Raw genomic sequence first — 19750 nt, forward strand, 5'->3', positions numbered from 1 at the left:
GTCTTACCTAGCCGTTCTGGGTCGTGTCGAGCTTGAGTGGCGTGTCGTTCATTGGCGTGGCTGGGTGACCTATGCGCCAGGGGTGGGTCGAAAGACGAATCTGCCACCCTTGCCCATCGCGCTCCAGATAGTCCATGCACAGGCTGGCTCGCCAGCGCAGGGCGTCGTCGCTGGCCTTTTCCAGTGGCGTGTATAGCGAGTTCTGGTGGCCTGGTGCTGGGCGCGGAGTGATGGCCATGGCATGGTCACCGATCTGTAACCAGCGTAGCTGCCCTTGGGCGTCGGTGCGCACTAGCTCGCGTTGGTCGGGGGTGCATTGGCGTTGCCAGTGTTCGACGTAGCGCCCGTGGGGGTGCTGTTCTTCGAGCAGGTGGTCATCGAGCCAGGCCAGGTGGCCGACGTCTTTTTCCAGGCTGGGGTTCAGGTCCTGCAGGCGGTGCCAGGTGCATACCGGCCCGTCGATCTGGGTGATGCCGACGAAACCGGTCAGGTGGGCGAGCCATTCGAGCTGCGCTCGACTGCACGCACCCAGGTGCTCGATGCCTGCCAGCGCATCGTGACGGGCGGGAAGGCGCAGGTCGGCATGCCACTGAGCGCCCTGTAGCCAGACCACCTGGGTGCCGGTATCCGTGTACTGGTAGGGCGGCTGAGCGGGCTCGGCATAGCGCGTGCGCTTCCAGACGCCCCGAAACTCGGTTGGTGTGGCGGGGAGTGGTAGGGTCATGAGGCGGGCTTCCCGTCTTGGGCAGCCGAGTGCTTGCCGTGCTGGCCCAGGCTTCCCACTTCTCGGGCACCTTCGGGAAGCGTAATCTCACCCTTTGCCAAACGCTCGCGCAGGTAGCGGAAGGTCTGGATCGTTTGGGCGTAGAGGTGATCGCCCGCTTTGAGCGGTGCGTAATGAGCTTTGCCGTGGCGCTCGACCAATTCAGGCAGCGGTGCCACTTCAGTATGGTAATCGCAGGCGAAAAACAGCGGGAAAGAGTAGCGCTCCTGTTTAACTTTGCGCACTCGGTGGGAGGTCGCCACAAATTCGCCGTTGCTCCAAATTTCCAGCATGTCGCCAATATTGACGACTAATGCATCCTCTTGATAGGGGACATCGATCCATTTGCCTGCACCATTCATTACCTCGAGCCCCGGTGCAGTGGGTAGCAGCAGCGTGAAGCACTCGTAGTCGGTATGGGCACCGATGCCTTGGGCATCTTCGGCATCAGGGTTATACGGATAGTGGATCAATCGCAGTTGGCTGGGCGGCTTGGTGACGTGGCGCAGTAGCTGCTGCTCATCAAGACCCAATGCTCGGGCAAAGCCGCCCATGAGTGCCCGGCCCACTTGGTAGGCAGCCTCGTAGTAGGCGGCGATAGGCTCGCGGAAACCGTCAAGGTCGGGCCAGGGGTTGGGGCCGAGGAGTGGCGTACCTGCCAACACCTCTGGGTCGTCACTGGGCAGTTCAAAGGCAAGATCAAACGCCTCTTTCATGTCCGGCTTTTTAGGGTCTGGCGACTCTTCACCAGGAGGAACATAGCCTCGGTGGTGGTGATAGAGGCCGATGTAGCGCTCCATTTTGATGGCTTCAGGTTGGGCAAAGAAGCGTTTGGCTTGAGTAATCAATCCCTCGCGAAGTGGGAGGTCGATTCCGTGGCCCACCATTTGAAAGAACCCCACGTCTCGTGCGGCGCGACCAAGGTTATCCGCAACCGCTTGGCGTGCAGCGGCATCACCATGGAGTAAACCGCTAATGTCGATAACGGGGATTGCTTGAAAGTCAGCTAAGCGCTGGTCGGCGGTGATCTGGCTCATGCGTTTACCTCCTGTTCGCTGGTGAGCACCACAAGTGGTTGCCCCGGGGCAATGGAAGCGCCCTCAGAAAGGGGTAAGCGAGCAACACGGCCAGCGCAGTGGACGGTGATCTCAACTTCCATTTTCATCGACTCCACCAGTGCCACTGGCTGGCCAGCCGTTACCAGATCACCTTCTTTCACCAGCAATTTCCACAGACTGCCGGTGACGGGGCTTTCGATGCCTATTTCGTGATCATCCAACGCGGTGACTTCGGTGGCTTCCGGGGCCTGGTCTTCAAAGGTGAACTGGCCATTGGCACGCCAGGCGGCCATTTCGGCCTGGAAGGCAGCTTCACGTTTTGAGCGGAAGGTCTCAATTGCCGAGGCATGTTTGTCGATGTCGGCTTGGTAGTCCGCCAAGCGAAAGCGAGTCGTTTCAATGGACAACTCGTAACGACCATGGGGGAAGTCGCGGCGAATTTGCGCCAGCTCCTCGTGGCTGACCTCATGAAAACGCAGTTGATCAAAAAAGCGCAGCAGCCAGGGGTTCTCGAAGTGGGCCGTGGTGCGATAGCGGTTCCACATCTGCAGGGTGCGCCCCACGAACTGGTAGCCGCCAGGGCCTTCCATGCCATAGACGCACAGGTAGGCGCCGCCGATACCCACCGAGTTTTCGGCGGTCCAGGTGCGGGCCGGGTTGTATTTGGTGGTAACCAGCCGCTGGCGCGGGTCGAGGGGCGTGGCGACCGGTGCGCCGAGGTAGACGTCCCCTAGCCCCATGACGAGATAGCGGGCGTTGAAGACGATATCGCGCACCTGCTGCTCGCTTTCCAGCGCATTGATGCGGCGTATGAAGTCTAGGTTGCTGGGGCACCAGGGGGCATCGGGTCGCACGCTGCGCTGGTACTTGTCCACCGCTTCCTGACAGGCAGGGTCGTCCCAGGAGAGCGGCAGGTGCACCACGCGGGACTCCACTTCCAGCGACTCGACATCCACCAGCGCCTGTTCGGCTTGGCGCAGGTGGTCGAGCAGCTGGTCGAGGCTTAGCTCGCGGGGCTCGTAGTGGAGCTGCAGGGAGCGAATGCCCGGCGTCAGCTCGCGCAGCCCCGCCACCGGGTGCTCGCGTAGCCACAGCATCCAGGCGTGGACCCGAAAGCGCAGCGCGATATCCAGCTCCATGGGGCCGAATTCGATCAGCAGGAAGTCGTCACCTGCGCGGCGGTAGACGATGCGCTCGCCTGCCTGAGCTGCATCGACCTCACGGAGCAGCGGCGAGCCGCGCTCGGCCTCACAAACGGGCGTGGGCTGGGCGGACAGCTGCTGCAACTGCGTCAACTGATGCGCTTCCAGGGCGCGGGCATCTTCCAGGCGGATCGGCACGAAGCGCACCTTGTCGCCTGCCGTCAGTTGGCCCAGCTTCCAGCGTTCGGCGCGCACGACCGTGGCCGGGCAGACGAAGCCGCCCAGTGAGGGGCCGTCGGGGCCCAGGATGACCGGCATGTCGCCGGTGAAGTCGATGGTGCCGAAGGCGTAGGCGTTGTCATGAATATTGGAGGGGTGAAGCCCCGCCTCGCCGCCATCGGCGCGTGCCCAGGTGGGCCGAGGGCCGATGAGCCTGACGCCGGTGCGGCTGGAGTTGTAGTGAACCTCCCACTCATGGTCGAAAAAGCGCTCGATATCCTCGTCGGTAAAGAAGTCCGGGGCGCCGTGGGGGCCGTAGAGAACCGCAATGCGGGTCACCTCCGGGCCGCCAAAGGTGGGGATCAGCGCTGGGTCCAGCGTCTTGACGGGCGCAGCTGAAAACGCGGGCAGGTCCAGCATGTCGCCACTGCGCAGGGCACGACCACCGTGGCCACCAAACTGGCCCAGCGTGAAGGTGCTGCGTGAGCCCAGGTAGCGGGGGCAGTCGATGCCGCCCCGCGCCAGCAGGTACGCGCGGGCGCCCACGGCGGCCTTGCCCAGGGTCAGGGTGGCGCCGGCTGGCACGTCGATGACCTGCCAGCCGGAGATGGCGGTGCCATCGAGGGTGGCAGGCAGCTCGGCGCCCGCCAGCACGATCTGGGTGGCGCGATGAAAGCGCAGCGTGGGGCCATTCAGGGTGATTTCGAGCCCGGCGGCCTCGTCGGGGTTGCCCAGCAGCCGATTGCCCAAGCGAAACGACCAGTCGTCGAAGGGACCAGATGGGGGAACACCCACGTCCCAGTGGCCTTGACGCCCCGGGTAATCCTGCACGGTGGTCAGCGTGCCCGGGCTGAGAACTTCCATGGCGGGAGGGGCCCATGCCAGCTGGGTGAGCCAGTGCGTATCGATCTGGGCGGCGTCGAAGCGGGCGTCCCTCAGCACATGGGCCAGCCAGCGGCGATTGGTGGCAATGCCATATACCGAGGCATCTTCCAGGGCCGTGGCCAGCCGGGCAATGGCCTGTTGGCGAGTGTCGGCATGGACCATCACCTTGGCCAGCATGGGGTCGAACAAGGGGGTGACTTCCAGGCCTGCTTCGAGGGCGTGGTCGATACGCAGGCCCTGATCCTCGGGGAAGGTGACTTCGGTCAGCAGCCCCGCGCTGGGGCGGAAATCGTGCGCTGGGTCTTCGGCATATAGCCTGGCCTGCACGGCATGGCCACGGGGCTGCAGGCCCTCTGCCAGGCTGGCCAGCGGGGGGAGTGCCTGGCTACCGAGGCGTACCATCCACTCGACGATATCGACCCCGTAGACCAGTTCGGTCACCCCGTGCTCGACCTGCAGGCGGGTATTGACCTCCAGAAAGTAGAACGCCTCGCGTTCGGCATCGTAGATGAATTCGACGGTGCCCGCACTGCGGTAGTTGACCGCCTGGCCCAGCTGCACCGCCGTGGCGTGCAGGGAGCGCCGCACGGCATCAGGCAGGTTGGGAGCAGGGCACTCTTCGAGAACTTTCTGATGGCGACGCTGGGTGGAGCAATCCCGCTCGCCAAGGGCAATCACCTGCCCTTGGCCATCGCCGAACAGCTGCACTTCCAGATGGCGAGCACGGGTGATGTAGGCTTCGAGAAAGACGCCGCCATCGCCGAAGTTGCGCTCGCCCAGACCTTTCACCGAATCAAAAGCGCGGGCCAGCTCTGCCTGGGAGTGGCAGACCTGCATGCCGATGCCGCCACCGCCAGCGGTGGACTTGAGCATTACCGGGTAGCCGATACGCTCGGCGTGAGCCTTGGCGTCTTCCAGCGAGGCCAACAGCGGTGAGCCGGGGACCAGCGGCACCCCGGCCTGTTCGGCCAGCGCGCGGGCTTCGTGCTTCAAGCCGAACTGGCGGATCTGCTCGGCGGTCGGGCCCAGGAATACCAGCCCGGCCGTATCGCAGGCGCTGATGAAGCGGGTGTTTTCCGACAGGAAGCCGTAGCCGGGGTGAACCGCCTGGGCGCCGCTTTGCTGCGCAATGGCGATGAGCTTGTCGATGTTCAGATAGGTCTCGCTGGCGCCGCCTTCACCCAGCGAATAGGCTTCGTCGGCCTGGTGCACGTAGGGCGCATCGCGGTCGGCGTCGGCGTATACCACGACGCTCTGGATGCCGAGGGCGTTCAGCGTTCGCAGGATACGCGCGGCAATGGCCCCGCGATTGGCAATCAATACCTTGGACAATAACGGTGTCATGGACATGGTGGTGCCTGCAAAGAAGGGCGGGCCGTCCCGCAGATGAATCAGCCCCTTGGGGTCGTCCCCAGGAGGAAAAGTGGCCTCACTCCCAGACCAGCAGCTCGATGGGCGTCGGGTTGTAGCCGTTACAGGGGTTGTTGAGCTGAGGGCAGTTGGAGACCAGCACGATGACATCCATGTTGGCTTCCATCTCGACGTACTTGCCGGGGGCCGAAATACCGTCGGCAAAGGTCAGCCCGCCGTCGGCCGTCACCGGCACGTTCATGAAAAAGTTGATGTTGTGGGTGATGTCGCGTTTGGTCAGCCCGAACTCGGGGTGGCGGGCAATGGCCTGCATCCAGTTGTCGCGGCAGGAGTGCATGTGGCGCTTTTCGAGATCGTAACGCACGGTATTGCTTTCGCTGGCGCAGGCTCCGCCCAGGGTGTCGTGGCGGCCACAGGTATCGGCGGTGATGGTCAGCATGGTGCGGCCTTCACTGGACATCAGCCGGGTGCCCGCCGTCAGGTAAACCGCGCCCTGTTCGCGCACGGTATCCATGGCGCTGTAGCGTTCGGCGGTATCGTCGGCATTGAAGAACAGGGTGTCGGCGGCCTGGTTACCCTCCAGGTCCAGAATGCGCAGGGTCTGGCCGCGCTTCACGGTGCCGATGTAGTGGTCACCGGCCTCGACGGTGGTGCGGCGGACGGCGTTTTCAGGGCGTAAGGTGCTTTCGATGATCATGGTGTCCCCCTTAGAGGCCGAGGTGGTAGAGGCGATTGTTGGCAAAGCCACGTGCGTTTTCGGGCCGTGAGCGGTAGCAGGGGTCTTCCTCGGTGGGAGGCTCCGCCGTGCCTAGCGCGATATCGACGCCGCGACGGGGGTAGTGCGGGCTGGGGTCGAGGGGGTGCGGGCAGGTGTGCAGCAGCACCAGCGTATCCATCTCGAAACGCAGCGTGACGCGGCTGCCCGGCTGGCAGTGGTTGTCGACATAGCGCAGCTTGCCTGCGTTATCGCTCTCGACCCGTGAAAACAGGTTGAGGTTGGCCGCCAGATCGCGTCGGCCCAGGCCGTATTTCGCCAGCTCGACGAGAAAGGCATCGTGGCCGGTGCGGGTCCAGTCATTGTGAGCCTGTTGGTAGCTCACCGGCTGCCAGCCCTTGGCCAGAAGGTGGTGGGGCATCAGGTTGCCGCCCACGCTATCGTGCCAGCCCAGGGTGTCGTGGGTGATCGACGCAAAGATGCGGCCCATGTCGGAATAGAGGCAGTGGCCCTGGGTGAGTTTGAAAGTGTGCTGGCACTTCAGGGTGTCCGGCAGGTTGAGGCGCTCCAGCAGGTTTTCCGGGTTGTAGCAGAGCAGCCCTACGTTGCTGTTGGCCTGCTGGGCTGACAGGGTCAGCGTGGTGCCGCGGCGCAGGCGCAGGGACCAGTGATGGCCGCCGGGCAGGTGCGTGGCGTAATCCGCGTGGGTTGTCATGACAGCGTCTCCTGTACGTGGGTGGTCAGACCGCGTTCCGCCAGCGTTTCACTCAGTGCCTGGGCGGAGTGTGCGCGGTTGGCCTGTTTGCCGATGGGCAGGTCGTAGGTGATGGTGGCGCCATAGGCCTCGGGGGCCTGGGGGTCGTGGCGAGTCTTGTCGAAGACCCACAGCCGCGTGCCGAGGGCGAAGGCTTCCGTGAGGTCGTGGGTGATCATGAAAATGGTCAGCGACTGTTCTTGCCAAAGCCGCGTGATCAGCGCGTGCATGTCCTGGCGAATGCCGGGGTCGAGCGCGCCGAACGGCTCGTCCAGCAGCAGTAGCCGAGGTTTCATCATCAGCGCCTGGGCAATGGCGAGGCGTTGCTGCATGCCGCCGGAGAGCTCGTGAGGGTACTTGTGCAGCGCATGGCCCAGGCCCACCTCCTCGATGCGCGCTGTGGCCACCTCGATGGCGCGCCGCCGGGATGCACCAAAGCGCTTGCCCAGCAGCGGGGCAGTCCGCAGCTCTTCGGCGATCATGACGTTGCCCAGGACGGTCAGGTGGGGGAAGACCGAGTACTTTTGAAACACCACGCCTCGGTCGGGGCCGGGTTCGTCAGGAATGGGCTGGCCATCCAGCAGCAGGCTGCCTTTGGAGCGCTTTTCGGTGCCCAGCAGCATTTTCAGGAAGGTGGTCTTGCCACAACCTGACGCGCCCACCAGCGTCACGAACTCGCCTTCCTCGACGGAGAAGTTGAGGTTTTCCAGCACCACGTGCTGGCCATAATGCTTTTCCAACCGGTGGGCGGAGAGCAGGCTCATGATTTGTCTCCTTCATCGGCGTGATACCAGGGGAAGGCCAGCCGTGATACCCAGGCCAGCAGTTGATCCAGCACGAAGGCCAGCAGGGTGATCCAGGCCACGTAGGGCAGAATCACGTCCATGGAGAGGTAGCGGCGCACCAGAAAGATGCGATAGCCAAGGCCCTCCTGGGCGGCAATCGCTTCTGCTGCAATCAGGAACAGCCAGGCGCTGCCCAGCGCCAGCCGTGTGGCATTGAGCAGCCGAGGCGTCAATTGAGGCAGCAGCACGCGCAGCAGCACTTGCCAGGAGCTGGCACCCAGGGTCTGGGCCTTGATCAACTGTTCGTCTGGCAGGCGCAGGGCGTGGCCCTGCAAGTCACGAATCAGAAAGGGCGTCACGCCCATCACGATCAACGCGATCTTGGCCGCTTCCCCGGTGCCAAAGGCGATGAACAGGATCGGCAGAATGGCCATGGGCGGTATCAGCGACGTTACCGTGATCAGCGGCGAGAGCTTGGCGCGCAGCAGCGGAATGCCGCCACTCAAGATGCCCACCACCAGGCCGATCAGTGCGCTGATGCCGACACCGATCAGCAGCCTTTCGAGGCTGGCGAAAGTATCGGTCCACAATACAATCTGGCCGGTGCGCACGTTTTCGGCCGTGGCCAGGTGGTGAAAGGTCTGCGCCATGCTGCCAGGGGAAGGCAGCAGGCGGTCGTTGGGGTTGTCAGCCAGGCGAGCACTGGAGGCGCTCAGGTAGAGCATGCCCAGTACCAGAAACGGCACCAGTCCCAGCAGCCAGCGGCCGCCGCGCGAGGGCGACAGGTTAATCAAGCGCTTCATGGCAGGGTCCACCAGGTAAGTAAGGGGCAGAAGCGGCGAGCCGCCGCTTCATGGGGCGAATACCGTGGCCTCGTTACTGCGCGTCGAGGTACGCCTGAGTAAAGGAAGGATCGAAGCGCAGCTGCACGTTGCTCTCGTCACCGAAGATACCGCTGGGCGTTTCGATGCCCACCACGCCCGCGCTGGGTGCCATGTCGCCCAACAGCCCGTGGGTAAAGCTGAAGTCGGCCACTCGCTCCATGGTGTCCAACAGCTCGGGGCTTTCCATCAGCGCCACGGCTTCGGCGGGGTCGGTATACAGGTAGGTTGCCTCTAGCTGGGCACGGTAACCCTCCAGATCGGTGCCGGCGGCATCGGCCATGATCGTCAGCGCGTGCTCGTCATTGGCCTCGACAAGCGCCATGACCTCGTACCAGGCGCCCACCAGGGCGTGCCCCAGCGCGGGGTAGTCGGCCAGGGTTTGGGTGTTCACTACCATCATGTCGAGAATTTCACCGGGGATTTCCGCCGAGGTGTATACCACTTGGCTGTCCGGCATCTCGGCGATGGTGCTGAGCTGCGGATTCCAGGCGGCTACGGCTTCGGTACTGCTGCTGGAAAACAGGCCGACGATATCGGCGTCGGAGGTATTGACCGTTTCGATGTCGCGCTCGGTCAGCCCAACGCTCTCCAGGGCGCGTGCCAGAAAGTAGTGAGACACGCTGAACTGCACCAGATTGACCCGGCGGCCTTCGATATCCGCCAGCTCACCGCCCCCTTTGAGCACGATGCCGTCATTGCCGTTGGAGTAGTCGTTGATGATCAGTGCGGTGGAGTCGACGCCGCTGGCGGCAGGAATGGTCAGAGCGTCCATGTTGGTCATGGCGCAGCCATCGACGTTGCCCGAGGTGAACTGGTTGATGGACTCGACGTAGTCGTTGACCTGTATCACGTCGATAGCGATGCCGTGCTGCTCGGCCCATTTGTCGACGATGCCTTCGACATCGGCATAGGCCCAAGGCATCCAGCCTGCATAAATGGACCAGCAGACGCTGAATTGGTCACGCTCCTGGGCATGCACGAAAGAGGGGGCCAGTGAGGTGGCAAGCAGGGCGGCCGAGAGCGGGGCCAGCAGATAGTTGCCAGGGGTGCGGATGGAACGGGTCATGAGAGCCTCCAGCGGCTAAGTAAAAACTCAGGGGGCATCGGCGCATCACTGTGCCTTATCCTCCCGGGCTTTTATCCCGCCGTGTAACCTTGCGCTTGCAAGGTCGATCGCTCTCGGACCAGCCACAGCCATCAGGGGCATTTCGTTGATGGTGTCGGAACCCTAGCGATCTATTGGAAACTCGATTGTGCGGCTGCGATAGCGGCCAATACCCCGTGTGTAACACCATGAACACAGCAAGATATTGGCCGCTTGCTTAAAAATGACGGTGAATCATGCGTTTGGCGACGTTTCTGACGAACAAGGCATGCAGCGTCGCTTTTGTCTGCGCATTTTTTTGGTGCGTTATCATTGGGCTTGCACCACGCTGTATCGGTTGTCAGCGCTTACAGCGGCGTCTTGCTCATCCTGCCCGGTACTTCTCGCACCAGCCTGGGCATCAGGAAGCCGGGCAGGTGTTCGAGCAACTGCTGGACCAGCGCTTTGGCGCGTTCGTCGGTGACGTCGTAGTGGGCTGCGCCTTGGCAAACGATAACTGAGCAGTATGATCTAACATGGGATCGTGTTCCTGTAGTATTACCAGCTCTCCTCATTTCTGAAGCAAAAATGCTGATCAGTCCGAGTTCTCGTGAAGGACCATAAAAAAATCCTTTTATTTAGATGTTTTAGCGTAAAAGATCTATTTTATGACCCAGCTTTCGTTCACGCGCACATACTTGATGCGCTGTCGAAAGTAAGTAAAGGCAATGTGCAGATTGGCATCCTGCCCTTGAATGATGGTCGGATAGGAATATTCGCGATTCTTTTTTTCGATGGAGTTGTTGGTCATGCAGTAGCCATCGCCTATTTCAAGGTCACGGCGCGATGGCCAGGTGTGACCACCATCAGTGGACAACGCCAATGTCATGGGCGCGCGAGGTGCGCCCCAGAAAGCTGATTGGCCAGCGTTGCTTGCCTGCTCGACCAACTCTCCATGGTCTTCCGAATCCTCAATGTCGTCGTAAAGCGATGTACGTCGCTCAGCATTCGAGTCGGCTCTGCGGTGATTATAGATCAATGCCAAATGGCCATTATTTAGACAAATGAACTGGATTGAAGAATTGTTATTGGGAAGTTCCGTTGGCACTGGGTCGCTCCAGTGAATGGCATCTTGCGAGCGGCTTAAGTAGATATAGTCGGCCCAGCGGCTCCGATAGAGTGCGATGAAAGAACCATCCTTGAGTGGCTGGATGTTCATGTGCACACAGCCCACGCTGTTAGGCACCTCATGCTGTTGCCAAGTTTGGCCAGCGTCCTTGGATACCATCACAGCGCTGATGTCGTCGTTGCCGGTCCAGCGCTCTCCTTCGGCTACACGGCAAAGAAAAATGGGCATCACCCAGTTTCCTTCTTCGGTGAAAACCGGCGGCTGGCGGATAAAAATTCCGGGAGTTTCAAACCAGTCGGCTGTATCGCCCCAAGTTTGGCCACCATCGTGAGAGATGCGACGACGTACGATCGCGGTGTTCTGGTGCCCAGAGAGCTGGGCGGTATAGGCTAGCCAAAGAGCACCATCGGGTGTAGTAAATATCACGGGATTTTGCTCTGAACGTGTGTCGTCATCGGAAAGTTTTTCCGCTTCCGACCACTGTGTTTCTCCTTTTTTCAGTCGCGCGACATAGATCGATATATCAGGTACGCCCTCTTGAGTGCCTCCGAACCAGGCGCACAGTAAATCTCCATTTTCGAGCTCGTGTAGAAACGATGCATGATTTTGTAGGCAGGGAGTAGGCAGGTACGCTTCCAGTCGGCCACCATCGATTGCTGCAGTATGCAACTGGCCTGTTTGGATTGGAACAGTGAATGCGCTCATAGTATGTCCTTGGAAATATTTTTCAGGAAGCCTGGTTGCGATAGTCTGGGCGACGCCTAAGGAGACGAAAACCAAAGCGCAACAACGGAAGATAGAGTGGCAGCAAGGCAACTGCCCAGATGATGGCACTGATCGGTGTAATGAAATCGAGGTAGTTACCACGAGTGATCAACAGTCCGCGAGCGATCTCGCTTTCGATAATCGGCCCTAAGGTCATTCCGATTACAATAGGCGCTCTAGGAATGCCCGCTTTGGCCAAGTAATAGCCGAACACTCCGACGCCAAGCATAACCAAAATGTCCCAAGGGTTATTGCGCAGCGCATAAGCCCCGACAATGCAGATCAGAAGAATGATCGGCAGTAGTATGCTTTCTTTGACCTGAAGAGCTCGCGAAAATAGCTTCGCACCAGGTAGGCCAATCAATAACACGATGAAATTAACAACGACTGTAGTGGCAAAGAATTGATATACCAGCGGTGCATGGTCACGCATCAAAAGTGGCCCCGGCTGTAGGCCATGAATCATAAAACTGCCGATGATGACGGCGGTGACCGCGCCACCAGGAAGGCCAAGGGTCAAAAGGGGAATGAGTGCGCCCACACCCGAGGCACTGTTGGCAGTTTCGGAGCAGGCAATGCCCTCGGGTTCGCCCGAGCCGAAACGGTCACGGTATTTTGAAAGATTGCGACCTTGACTGTAGGAAATGAGTGATGCCACATCAGCGCCCGCGCCAGGCACTGCACCAACAATGGTGCCAATCCCGGTCGAGCGAAGCTGTGCCGGAACAAGTCGCCTCAGCAGCGACCAGGAGGGTATGACCTCAGACACCTGAACGATGGGTTGGCTGCGATGTGAAATTCGCTCGAATCGCTGCATGATCTCTGGAATCGCGAACAGCCCGATGATGACAGCAATAAAAGGGATACCTCCCATCAGGTAAGGAATGTCCATCGTGAAGCGTGGCTGCCCGTTGATTTCATCAAGACCTACGGTGGCCAGGAAAAGGCCGATAAGACAGGCAATAGCGCCTTTTAGAAAAGAGCCGCCTGATAGCGAGGCAACGGCCATTAATGCCAAAACAGCGATTGCGCAGTACTCTCTGGGGCCAAGTGAAAGAGCAAACTGAGAGATTGGATAGGCAAGTAGAATTAGGATAAGGGAGGCGAGCACACCACCAACAAACGAGGAGATCGTGCTCAGTCCAAGAGCAAGTCCTGCCTTTCCCTTGCGCCCCATTGGGTAGCCGTCAAACACTGTGGTAACTGCCATGGCTGAGCCCGGAATACCAATCACCGTGGCGGGAATCGATCCGCCGAAGACGGCGCCGATATAAATACCTAGCAGGCAGCTGATACCCGTGAACGGGTCGAACACGAACGTCAATGGACTTGCAATCGCAACGCCAAGTGAGGGGGAAATGCCAGGCATGGCACCTACCACAATACCGATGGCTACCGAGCCCACCAATAATAGTATTAGGAGTGGATCCAGAAGGGATGCAAACCCTTGTATCAATAGTTCGATCATGCTGGACTCCTTACCAGACCAATCCTAATGGAAGTGGGATACTGAATACATGATAAAAAGCCATGTAAGTGCTGACGGAAATTGCGATATTGATGGCACCGATTTTGATTAGGCCGAACAGACTCAGCTCCGCGCGCAAAAGTGCCATGATTAGTGATGTGACCAAAGTGGAGGTGATAATGAAGCCCACACTGCTCATTAAAAATGGGAAAAGTGCAATGGCCAGTAGAGTTGCGGGGATTGCGTATGCACGCCCACGTGCTGGTCGGGCTTTTACCTTGACGCCTTGAGTACCCTGGGCCGCTAGTGCGCTCAAGAGCGCTTGTGCGTCATCAGCACTTGTAGGCTGCCATGGAACCTGAACATGCTGCAGTTGTGTGGTGAAAATTGGCGCCTCAACGGCCTCCACCAAGCGTGTGGCATTTTGCTGTCGAAGATCGCTAGTTTGTTGTTCAGACACGAACAGCGCTGCCCAATCACCGTAGATCAGAGCGTCTTGTTCAATGGCAACTCCATCGAAGACGTGAAGAGTTTTTAGGTCGTTGTTCTGTAGTGCTTCGGTGAACTCAGAGCGGGCGGCGAGTACGGCATCAATTCGGTTGTCTGACAATGCATCATGCTGTGTCGTAATATCCATCGGCAAGAATTGAGCATTCAAGCTCAGGCGAAGCTTTTCTAGAAAAACGGTATCCTCAAGTTGAGGGTCAAAGCCAATTGTCAGCTCGTCAAGTGTATCGTTCGAGATAGTCGTGTCAGTTCGAGCAGCCAGAATGAAAGCATCAAAATAGAGCAGGCTTAATGGCTTGAAACCGTTTAGGTGCTGCTGTGCAGCCAGTTCTGCATTGACCTGAGTTGCTTTAGAAGAAGCAGCGAGTATCGAAGTGTTGGGGTGACTTCGGTTAATAACATTTAGAGCAGAGAAGTTGCCAAGTCCAGCATGGCTAGACAGTGCAAGGCGCGGGCCGTCTTGGTGGTTGAGGGCTTCGGCTAGCGCTTTAAAGGTAGTGTCATCTTCGGACCCTTCTGGAAAGTTGGTGAAGATCTTATGCTGTGAGTTGGTCAAAAAACGAATGATCGCTACTAGGGTGCAGCCGATTAAGACTGTTAACACGATGGTAGGGATGAAACCAGGGCCAATCGTGCGTCGCATTTCGAAGGGCATTCCCATAGCTTGGATAAGAAAGTAGCCTCCTGCTATAAGTAGCAAGACTAATGTCCAGAATTCTATGGTTTTCAACCGATATTTGAGAACTTGATAACTCATCAAAACGCTATCCCTTCAACAGCGCTGGCGAAAATTGATAAAGCGTTAATGCGCCAGCGCTTGGGTCGTGGTTTACTGCTCCAGCAGATCAGCTGCGGCAGAGAATGCTTCATTCTGGCGGTTAAGCCACTGCTTGAAATCGTCGCCAGTGCGCAACTGGACATTGAAGCCGATTCGGTTCATGCGTTCGATGAACGAGTCTTGCTGAGCGATATGTGTACAGGCATCGATCAGGTAGTTCTCGATATCATCGGGCAGATTTGCCGGGGCACCGATGGCACGGAATAAGCCAATATCCAACGGGTAGCCTGCTTCGGCCGAGGTTGGGATATTCGGCAAACTTAGAGAGCGCTCTTCGCTGAAAAATGTCAACATGCGCAATTGTTCGGCTTGAACCTGCGCATAGGCTTCGGCATCGGAAACGATAGCACCATCGATATGGCCGCCAATAACAGCTGTTATAGCGTCACCCGAGCCAGAATAAGGAATTAGCGTTGGGTCGGTGTCGGTGACATTGCCAGCCGACAGCGCGATCAGTTCACCGATTGAGGTATAACCTAGTGCAAGCTGGTCAGGATTTTCTTGGGCAATTGATACCCAGTCCTCAAGCGTTTCAATATTGCTGCTAGCGCTGACCGCGATACCTACGGGCTCGGCTGAGAGCAAGCAGATCGGCGTGAAATCATCGACGCTTGCAGGAAATCCATCAATCATATGCGGATTACCCACCAGCGAGCTATTGATCATGGCGAGAGTATAGCCATTCGGTCTTGCTGACGATGCCGCATGAAAACCTACAGCGCCACTTCCTCCTGTGCGGTTGACAGGTAGAACGTCGACTTCGGAATATTCAGCAAGTGATTGTGAAAAGGCGCGACCTACTAGATCGTTGCCACCTCCTTGCCCGAAGGGAATGATCAGTTCGATCGGTCTTTCTGGATAGCTGGCCATTGCCGTTATGGGAGCGAGCAAGGACGTAGCAAGAATTACACATAGTGATTTACGTACCGTCATCTTAATCTCCTGTTTTTGTTGTGCAAAGCCTTGTGGCATGGTGCGTTGTCTTTATTTCTTCAGGCTCAACGAAAGAAAATGCAAACGGATAAATATGTTTCTCTGTGTACAGCAAATTTAAAATGATCGAAATAGTCATTCTGTGCATTTAAACTTTGGTTTTATAGACTAAAGGTTTTGCAGATATTTTTGTTTTTAAAACAATTGGTTATTGTTTTTTTGGCGTTTTTTTGTAAGGTTTTTTCGTTTGCTTGGCTTGCGGTAATCGTTCGGATCAATCAGTTTGTGATCGATGTGGTCGAAAATTATGAAGGAAGCCAAGCTTATGACAACGCCATTCAAAGGGATTATTCCCGCGTTAATTACGCCTATGAACGAGCAGCAGAAGGTGGATGAGATCGCTCTGCGCACGCTAGTGGATATCTTGATTGAGAAGGGCGTGCATGGACTCTTCGCTCTAGGGACTAATGGTGAGTTCTTCGCTCTGAGTGATGACGAAAAGCTCGACGTGGCACGTATCGTCGTCGACCAGGCAAAGGGACGAGTGCCTGTTATTGCAGGAACCGGGGCTTTCACCACTCAAGGGGTCATCGACATGAATGCGCGAATGGCGCAAATTGGTGTCGATGCTTGCTCTATCATTACTCCCTACTTCAATGCGGTATCGCAGCGCGAACTCGTGGTGCACTATACGGCGATTGCCGAACAGGCGACGTTACCTTTCATGTTGTACAACATCCCTGCCAAAACTGGTGGCACGATCACTATCGACACCGTCGCTGAGCTATCGCATCTGCCAATGATTCAGGGCATCAAAGACAGTGGCGGCGATTTTGATCGGCTCACGCAACTGATTGGTTTGAAACGCGATGATTTCGCGGTGTTTACCGGCACTGATTCGTTGATTTTTTGGGGATTACTGGCTGGGGCCGATGGCGCCGTGGCAGCGACTACAAACGCAGTGCCTGATGTGGTGATGAGCATCTATAACGCTTATCAGTCGGGCGATATGGAGACGGCTCGTCAAGCTCAAGAGAAACTACGCGTGCTGCGAACAGCTTTCAGTATGGCCACTATGCCTGTCGTTCTGAAAGCGGCGTCCGAATTGATGGGGATGCCTGCAGGGCCGACGCGTGCCCCTGCACTACCGCTTGATGAACAGCAGCGAACACGGCTCGCTGAATTAATGCAGGTTTACCGCTGATGGGCGGGGCAACGTCAAGACCGAGTCCGGGCGTAACGCGCTTGGTCATTCTGGCCGATGACCTGTCGGGGGCTGCGGACTGTGCCGCGGGTTACGCGCAAAAAGGCTTGACCACGACTGTAGAACTGACGAAACAAGGCTCAGGCACGATCCAACCCGACGTTGCGGTGTTCGATACCGATTCTCGCCACTTGTCGCCGACTGAGGCTGCTGACATAAACCAATGCGTTTGGCGTGCGGTCAGGAGTGGCGATATTCGTTTATACAAGAAGATTGATTCGACGCTGCGCGGCAATTGGGCTCAAGAGGTTGCTGCGTTAATTCCCGAAGTTGGGATGGCACTCGTTGCTCCGGCGATGCCAGCTATGAAGCGCTTTACCCAAGGTGCCCATCAGTATATCGGTGACACTCCGGTAGAGCAGACACCTGTATGGCAAAATGAGGGGCGTCAAGGTACGGCGGCAATCGATATCATGCTTATCAATGCTGGTGCTAGCGTCGCTCACTTGTCGTTGAGCACGCTGCGCCAGTCTACCATCGAAGCGCTTGGTCAGGAATTGGTAACGTACCGACAACAATCTATCGGTGCCGTAATTTGTGACGCCGAGAGCGAGTCAGACTTGGAACGGCTGGCGTTGGCGAGCCACCAGTTGGAGGATATCTTTTGGGTAGGATCGGCAGGGCTTTCTAACGCGATTTGCCCTTACTTCCAGAATGACCTCCATAAAGGCTCATCACCGGTTTTAACTGTCGAAGGACCTGTTCTAACTGTGGTGTGCAGCATGTCATCCATCTCTCATCGTCAGGTCGACTATCTGTTGGCGCAAAGTGAGGGGCGTATTGAACACTATTCAATCAATATCCATGAGCTTCTTTTATCAACTAAGCCTCCCGCGGCACTCGCGAGAGCGCAGCAAGCTCTTGAAAAAGGTAAAGACGTACTTGTTTCTCTGGCCCAGCAGGAACCAGATGCTGCTATTGATAGCCATCTCCTGCCACAGCGCTTGGCTCACCATTTTAGCGGTTACTTCAAGCTGCTCGGCGCGCTAGTGGCGACAGGTGGTGAAACGGCTCGGGCGTTACTAGTTGCAGCTGGAATTGAGCGTCTTCATTTAATGAATGAACTCGAACCAGGAGTGGCGCTTTCGGTCAGCGATCAGGGTATGCCAGTGGTGACCAAGGCAGGTGCCTTCGGCTGTGAACAAACCCTTTATGCGGTCTGGAGCGCCTTGGTTGTTCATCGAGCATCTCGTTTATGTGTTGGAGAGCTCAGCTAATATCTTCAACCTATTTATTTCGGAGTAAAAATACTAATGAGCTACCTTCCTGTTGTAGGCATTACTATGGGTGATGCCGCTGGAGTCGGGCCTGAAATTATCATGAAGGCTTTGGCCCATGATAGCGTTTACCGTACCTGTCGCCCGCTTGTTATCGGTGATGCGAACCGGTTGAAGAAAGCTGGGCAGATCGTGGAAAGCAAGCTTGATTTAAATATCATCGATGATGTCAGAGCGGCGGCGTTTGTGTCGGGAACGGTCGACTGCATTGATCTCGGCCTGATTCCTAAAGATCTACCTTTCGGTCAAGTGTCACCGGTAGCTGGTGATGCTGCCTACCAGTTCGTAGCCCGTACCGTCGAGCTGACTCATAAGGGCGAGCTCGACGCTATCTGCACGGCGCCGTTGAACAAGGAGGCGCTGCACGCCGGGGGGCATCTCTTTCCAGGGCATACCGAGATGTTGGCTCACTTAACCGGTATCGAAGAGGTCTCAATGATGCTGGTGGCGCCGAATCTACGGGTGATTCATGTCACAACCCACATCGGGCTTCTTGATGCTATTAGGCGTATCGAGCCGGGGCTCGTCAAACGCACTATTGAGCGCGCGCATGAAACTCTAAGCCGGGCAGGCATAGCCCATCCGCGTATTGGAGTGTGTGGTATCAACCCGCACGCTGGTGAGAACGGCCTGTTCGGCCACGGTGAGGAGGGTGAGAAGATCGTGCCTGCTATTGAGGAACTCACTGCACGTGGCTGGGATGTTCAGGGGCCACTGCCTGCGGACACGCTCTTCTTTCGCGCTGGACGGGGTGACTTCGACGTAGTCGTAGCGATGTATCACGATCAGGGACATGGCCCGGTCAAGGTGATGGGCTTGGAGGCCGGAGTCAATGTGACCGTAGGTATGCCGGTCATTCGGACCTCGGTTGATCACGGAACGGCTTTTGACATAGCTGGTACAGGGATTGCAGACGAGCGAAGCCTTTTGGAAGCACTCAAGCAAGCCGTCGACCTTGCTAATCGCCAAGAAAAACCAGTTGTGGCAACTAGAATTACAAAGGAGAAAGTATAATGAAACGTATCGGTTTTATCGGCTTGGGTCTGATGGGAGCCAATATCGCTCGTAATATCATGCAGGGTGGTTACCCCATGGCTTTATTTGATCCGTGCCAGGAAAATCTCGCTCCTCTTGTCGCACACGGTGCCAAATCAGTTGAATCTCCCCAGGCACTGGCTGAGTGTTCGGATATTGTGTTTATTTGTGTACCCGGTGCGCCGCAGGTCGAAGCAATTGTTGAAGGAAGGCAGGGGTTGGTGCTAGGAGCTCACGATGGACTGGTCATTGTTGACTGCTCGACTTCGGATCCAACCCTTACGCGGCGCTTAAGCGAAACGCTCGCTGACAAGGGGGTGGCTTTCATGGATGCAGCCCTTGGCGGTACACCTACGCAGGCAGAGTCTGGTGAGCTTCAGGCGATCGTGGGTGCTGAAAAGGACACGCTAGAGGTTATACGTCCGGTGTTGGAGTGCTGGGCAAGCAAGATTCTTCATGTCGGTCCAGCCGGGGCAGGTCATACCATGAAGCTGCTCAATCAGTTTTTGGCTATGGGGTATGGAGCGATTTACTCAGAGGCACTTACTATTGGAGCCAAAGCGGGTGTGACGCCAGCGGTGTTTGACAGCGTTATTCGCGGCAGCCGAATGGATAGCGGCTTTTATCAGACGTTTTTCCAATATGTACTCGAGCGAGACCGTAACGCGCACCGTTTTTCACTGGCCAATGCTGGGAAGGATATTAGTTACGTTGCTAATCTGGCCAACGACCTGAACGTTAAAGCTGGTGTTGCTAACGCTATCCAGGAGCTTTACGCCAGTGCGCTCGATGAGGGGGCTGGCGAATGTTTTGTGCCGGAACTTTCCGACATCGTCGCTAGGCGTCATGGCGTTTCCTTCTCTCCCTGATCGTA

Annotated in this window: 16 protein-coding genes, 1 pseudogene and 1 riboswitch; of the genes and pseudogenes, 4 read left to right on the top strand and 13 right to left on the bottom strand. The window is 57.5% G+C overall.

Translation table 11 applies throughout. From position 1 onward, the window contains the following. Positions 1–7: 7 nt before the first annotated feature. The 13 genes and pseudogenes from LG409_RS06635 to LG409_RS06695 form a co-directional block, all read right to left on the bottom strand. Positions 8–724 carry a hypothetical protein gene (locus LG409_RS06635; RefSeq protein WP_227407884.1) on the bottom strand — a complete coding sequence of 239 codons (717 nt, stop codon included), beginning with the start codon at positions 722–724 and terminating at the stop codon, positions 8–10. Further along, on the bottom strand, positions 721–1800 hold the full coding sequence (locus LG409_RS06640) for an isopenicillin N synthase family dioxygenase (RefSeq protein ID WP_227407885.1): 1080 nt from the start codon (positions 1798–1800) through the stop codon (positions 721–723). Before LG409_RS06640 ends, LG409_RS06635 begins: the two co-directional genes overlap by 4 nt. After that, positions 1797–5417: an urea carboxylase gene (uca, locus tag LG409_RS06645; protein ID WP_227407886.1), complete on the bottom strand. Its 3621-nt coding sequence runs from the start codon at positions 5415–5417 to the stop codon at positions 1797–1799. The genes LG409_RS06640 and uca overlap by 4 nt, the downstream gene beginning before the upstream one ends. Before the next feature lie 79 nt (positions 5418–5496). Next, positions 5497–6135: an urea amidolyase associated protein UAAP2 gene (locus tag LG409_RS06650; RefSeq protein ID WP_144983486.1), complete on the bottom strand. Its 639-nt coding sequence runs from the start codon at positions 6133–6135 to the stop codon at positions 5497–5499. Positions 6136–6145: 10 nt separating this feature from the next. Next, positions 6146–6868 carry an urea amidolyase associated protein UAAP1 gene (locus tag LG409_RS06655; protein WP_227407887.1) on the bottom strand — a complete coding sequence of 241 codons (723 nt, stop codon included), beginning with the start codon at positions 6866–6868 and terminating at the stop codon, positions 6146–6148. After that, positions 6865–7671, bottom strand: coding sequence for an ABC transporter ATP-binding protein (locus LG409_RS06660; protein WP_227407888.1), 807 nt, complete (start codon positions 7669–7671; stop codon positions 6865–6867). The genes LG409_RS06655 and LG409_RS06660 overlap by 4 nt, the downstream gene beginning before the upstream one ends. Continuing rightward, positions 7668–8495 carry an ABC transporter permease gene (locus LG409_RS06665; RefSeq protein WP_081136957.1) on the bottom strand — a complete coding sequence of 276 codons (828 nt, stop codon included), beginning with the start codon at positions 8493–8495 and terminating at the stop codon, positions 7668–7670. The genes LG409_RS06660 and LG409_RS06665 overlap by 4 nt, the downstream gene beginning before the upstream one ends. A gap of 73 nt (positions 8496–8568) precedes the next feature. Then, a complete protein-coding gene (locus LG409_RS06670) occupies positions 8569–9642 on the bottom strand; it encodes a putative urea ABC transporter substrate-binding protein (protein WP_096923188.1) in 1074 nt (357 codons plus the stop codon). A gap of 58 nt (positions 9643–9700) precedes the next feature. Further along, positions 9701–9819: riboswitch (guanidine-I (ykkC/yxkD leader) on the bottom strand. Positions 9820–10028: 209 nt separating this feature from the next. Beyond that, positions 10029–10166: pseudogene (locus LG409_RS06675) on the bottom strand (EF-P beta-lysylation protein EpmB); the annotation flags it as partial. A gap of 155 nt (positions 10167–10321) precedes the next feature. Then, a complete protein-coding gene (locus LG409_RS06680) occupies positions 10322–11494 on the bottom strand; it encodes a sialidase family protein (protein ID WP_227407889.1) in 1173 nt (390 codons plus the stop codon). Between the two features lie 22 nt (positions 11495–11516). Continuing rightward, positions 11517–13022, bottom strand: coding sequence for a tripartite tricarboxylate transporter permease (locus LG409_RS06685; RefSeq protein WP_227407890.1), 1506 nt, complete (start codon positions 13020–13022; stop codon positions 11517–11519). Positions 13023–13032: 10 nt separating this feature from the next. Beyond that, positions 13033–14286, bottom strand: a complete 1254-nt coding sequence (locus tag LG409_RS06690; protein ID WP_227407891.1) for a tripartite tricarboxylate transporter TctB family protein — start codon at positions 14284–14286, stop codon at positions 13033–13035. A gap of 72 nt (positions 14287–14358) precedes the next feature. Beyond that, complete coding sequence (locus LG409_RS06695; protein WP_227407892.1) at positions 14359–15339, bottom strand: Bug family tripartite tricarboxylate transporter substrate binding protein; 981 nt, start codon at positions 15337–15339, stop codon at positions 14359–14361. A 286-nt stretch (positions 15340–15625) separates the two neighbouring features. Here LG409_RS06695 and dapA point away from each other — a divergent pair, with 286 nt between their 5' ends. Genes dapA through LG409_RS06715 form a run of 4 tightly spaced genes read left to right on the top strand, consistent with a single transcriptional unit; the run spans position 15626 to position 19745 of the window. Next, entirely contained in the window at positions 15626–16504 is an 879-nt protein-coding gene (dapA, locus tag LG409_RS06700) for a 4-hydroxy-tetrahydrodipicolinate synthase (protein ID WP_227407893.1), read from the top strand. A 41-nt stretch (positions 16505–16545) separates the two neighbouring features. Continuing rightward, positions 16546–17781, top strand: coding sequence for a four-carbon acid sugar kinase family protein (locus LG409_RS06705; protein ID WP_227407894.1), 1236 nt, complete (start codon positions 16546–16548; stop codon positions 17779–17781). Between the two features lie 36 nt (positions 17782–17817). Beyond that, complete coding sequence (gene pdxA, locus LG409_RS06710; RefSeq protein ID WP_227407895.1) at positions 17818–18855, top strand: 4-hydroxythreonine-4-phosphate dehydrogenase PdxA; 1038 nt, start codon at positions 17818–17820, stop codon at positions 18853–18855. Continuing rightward, positions 18855–19745, top strand: a complete 891-nt coding sequence (locus LG409_RS06715) for an NAD(P)-dependent oxidoreductase (RefSeq protein WP_227407896.1) — start codon at positions 18855–18857, stop codon at positions 19743–19745. The genes pdxA and LG409_RS06715 overlap by 1 nt, the downstream gene beginning before the upstream one ends. Positions 19746–19750 lie beyond the last annotated feature (5 nt).

Source organism: Halomonas sp. NyZ770 (assembly GCF_020616575.1).
GTDB classification, from domain to species: Bacteria; Pseudomonadota; Gammaproteobacteria; order Pseudomonadales; family Halomonadaceae; genus Vreelandella; species Vreelandella hamiltonii.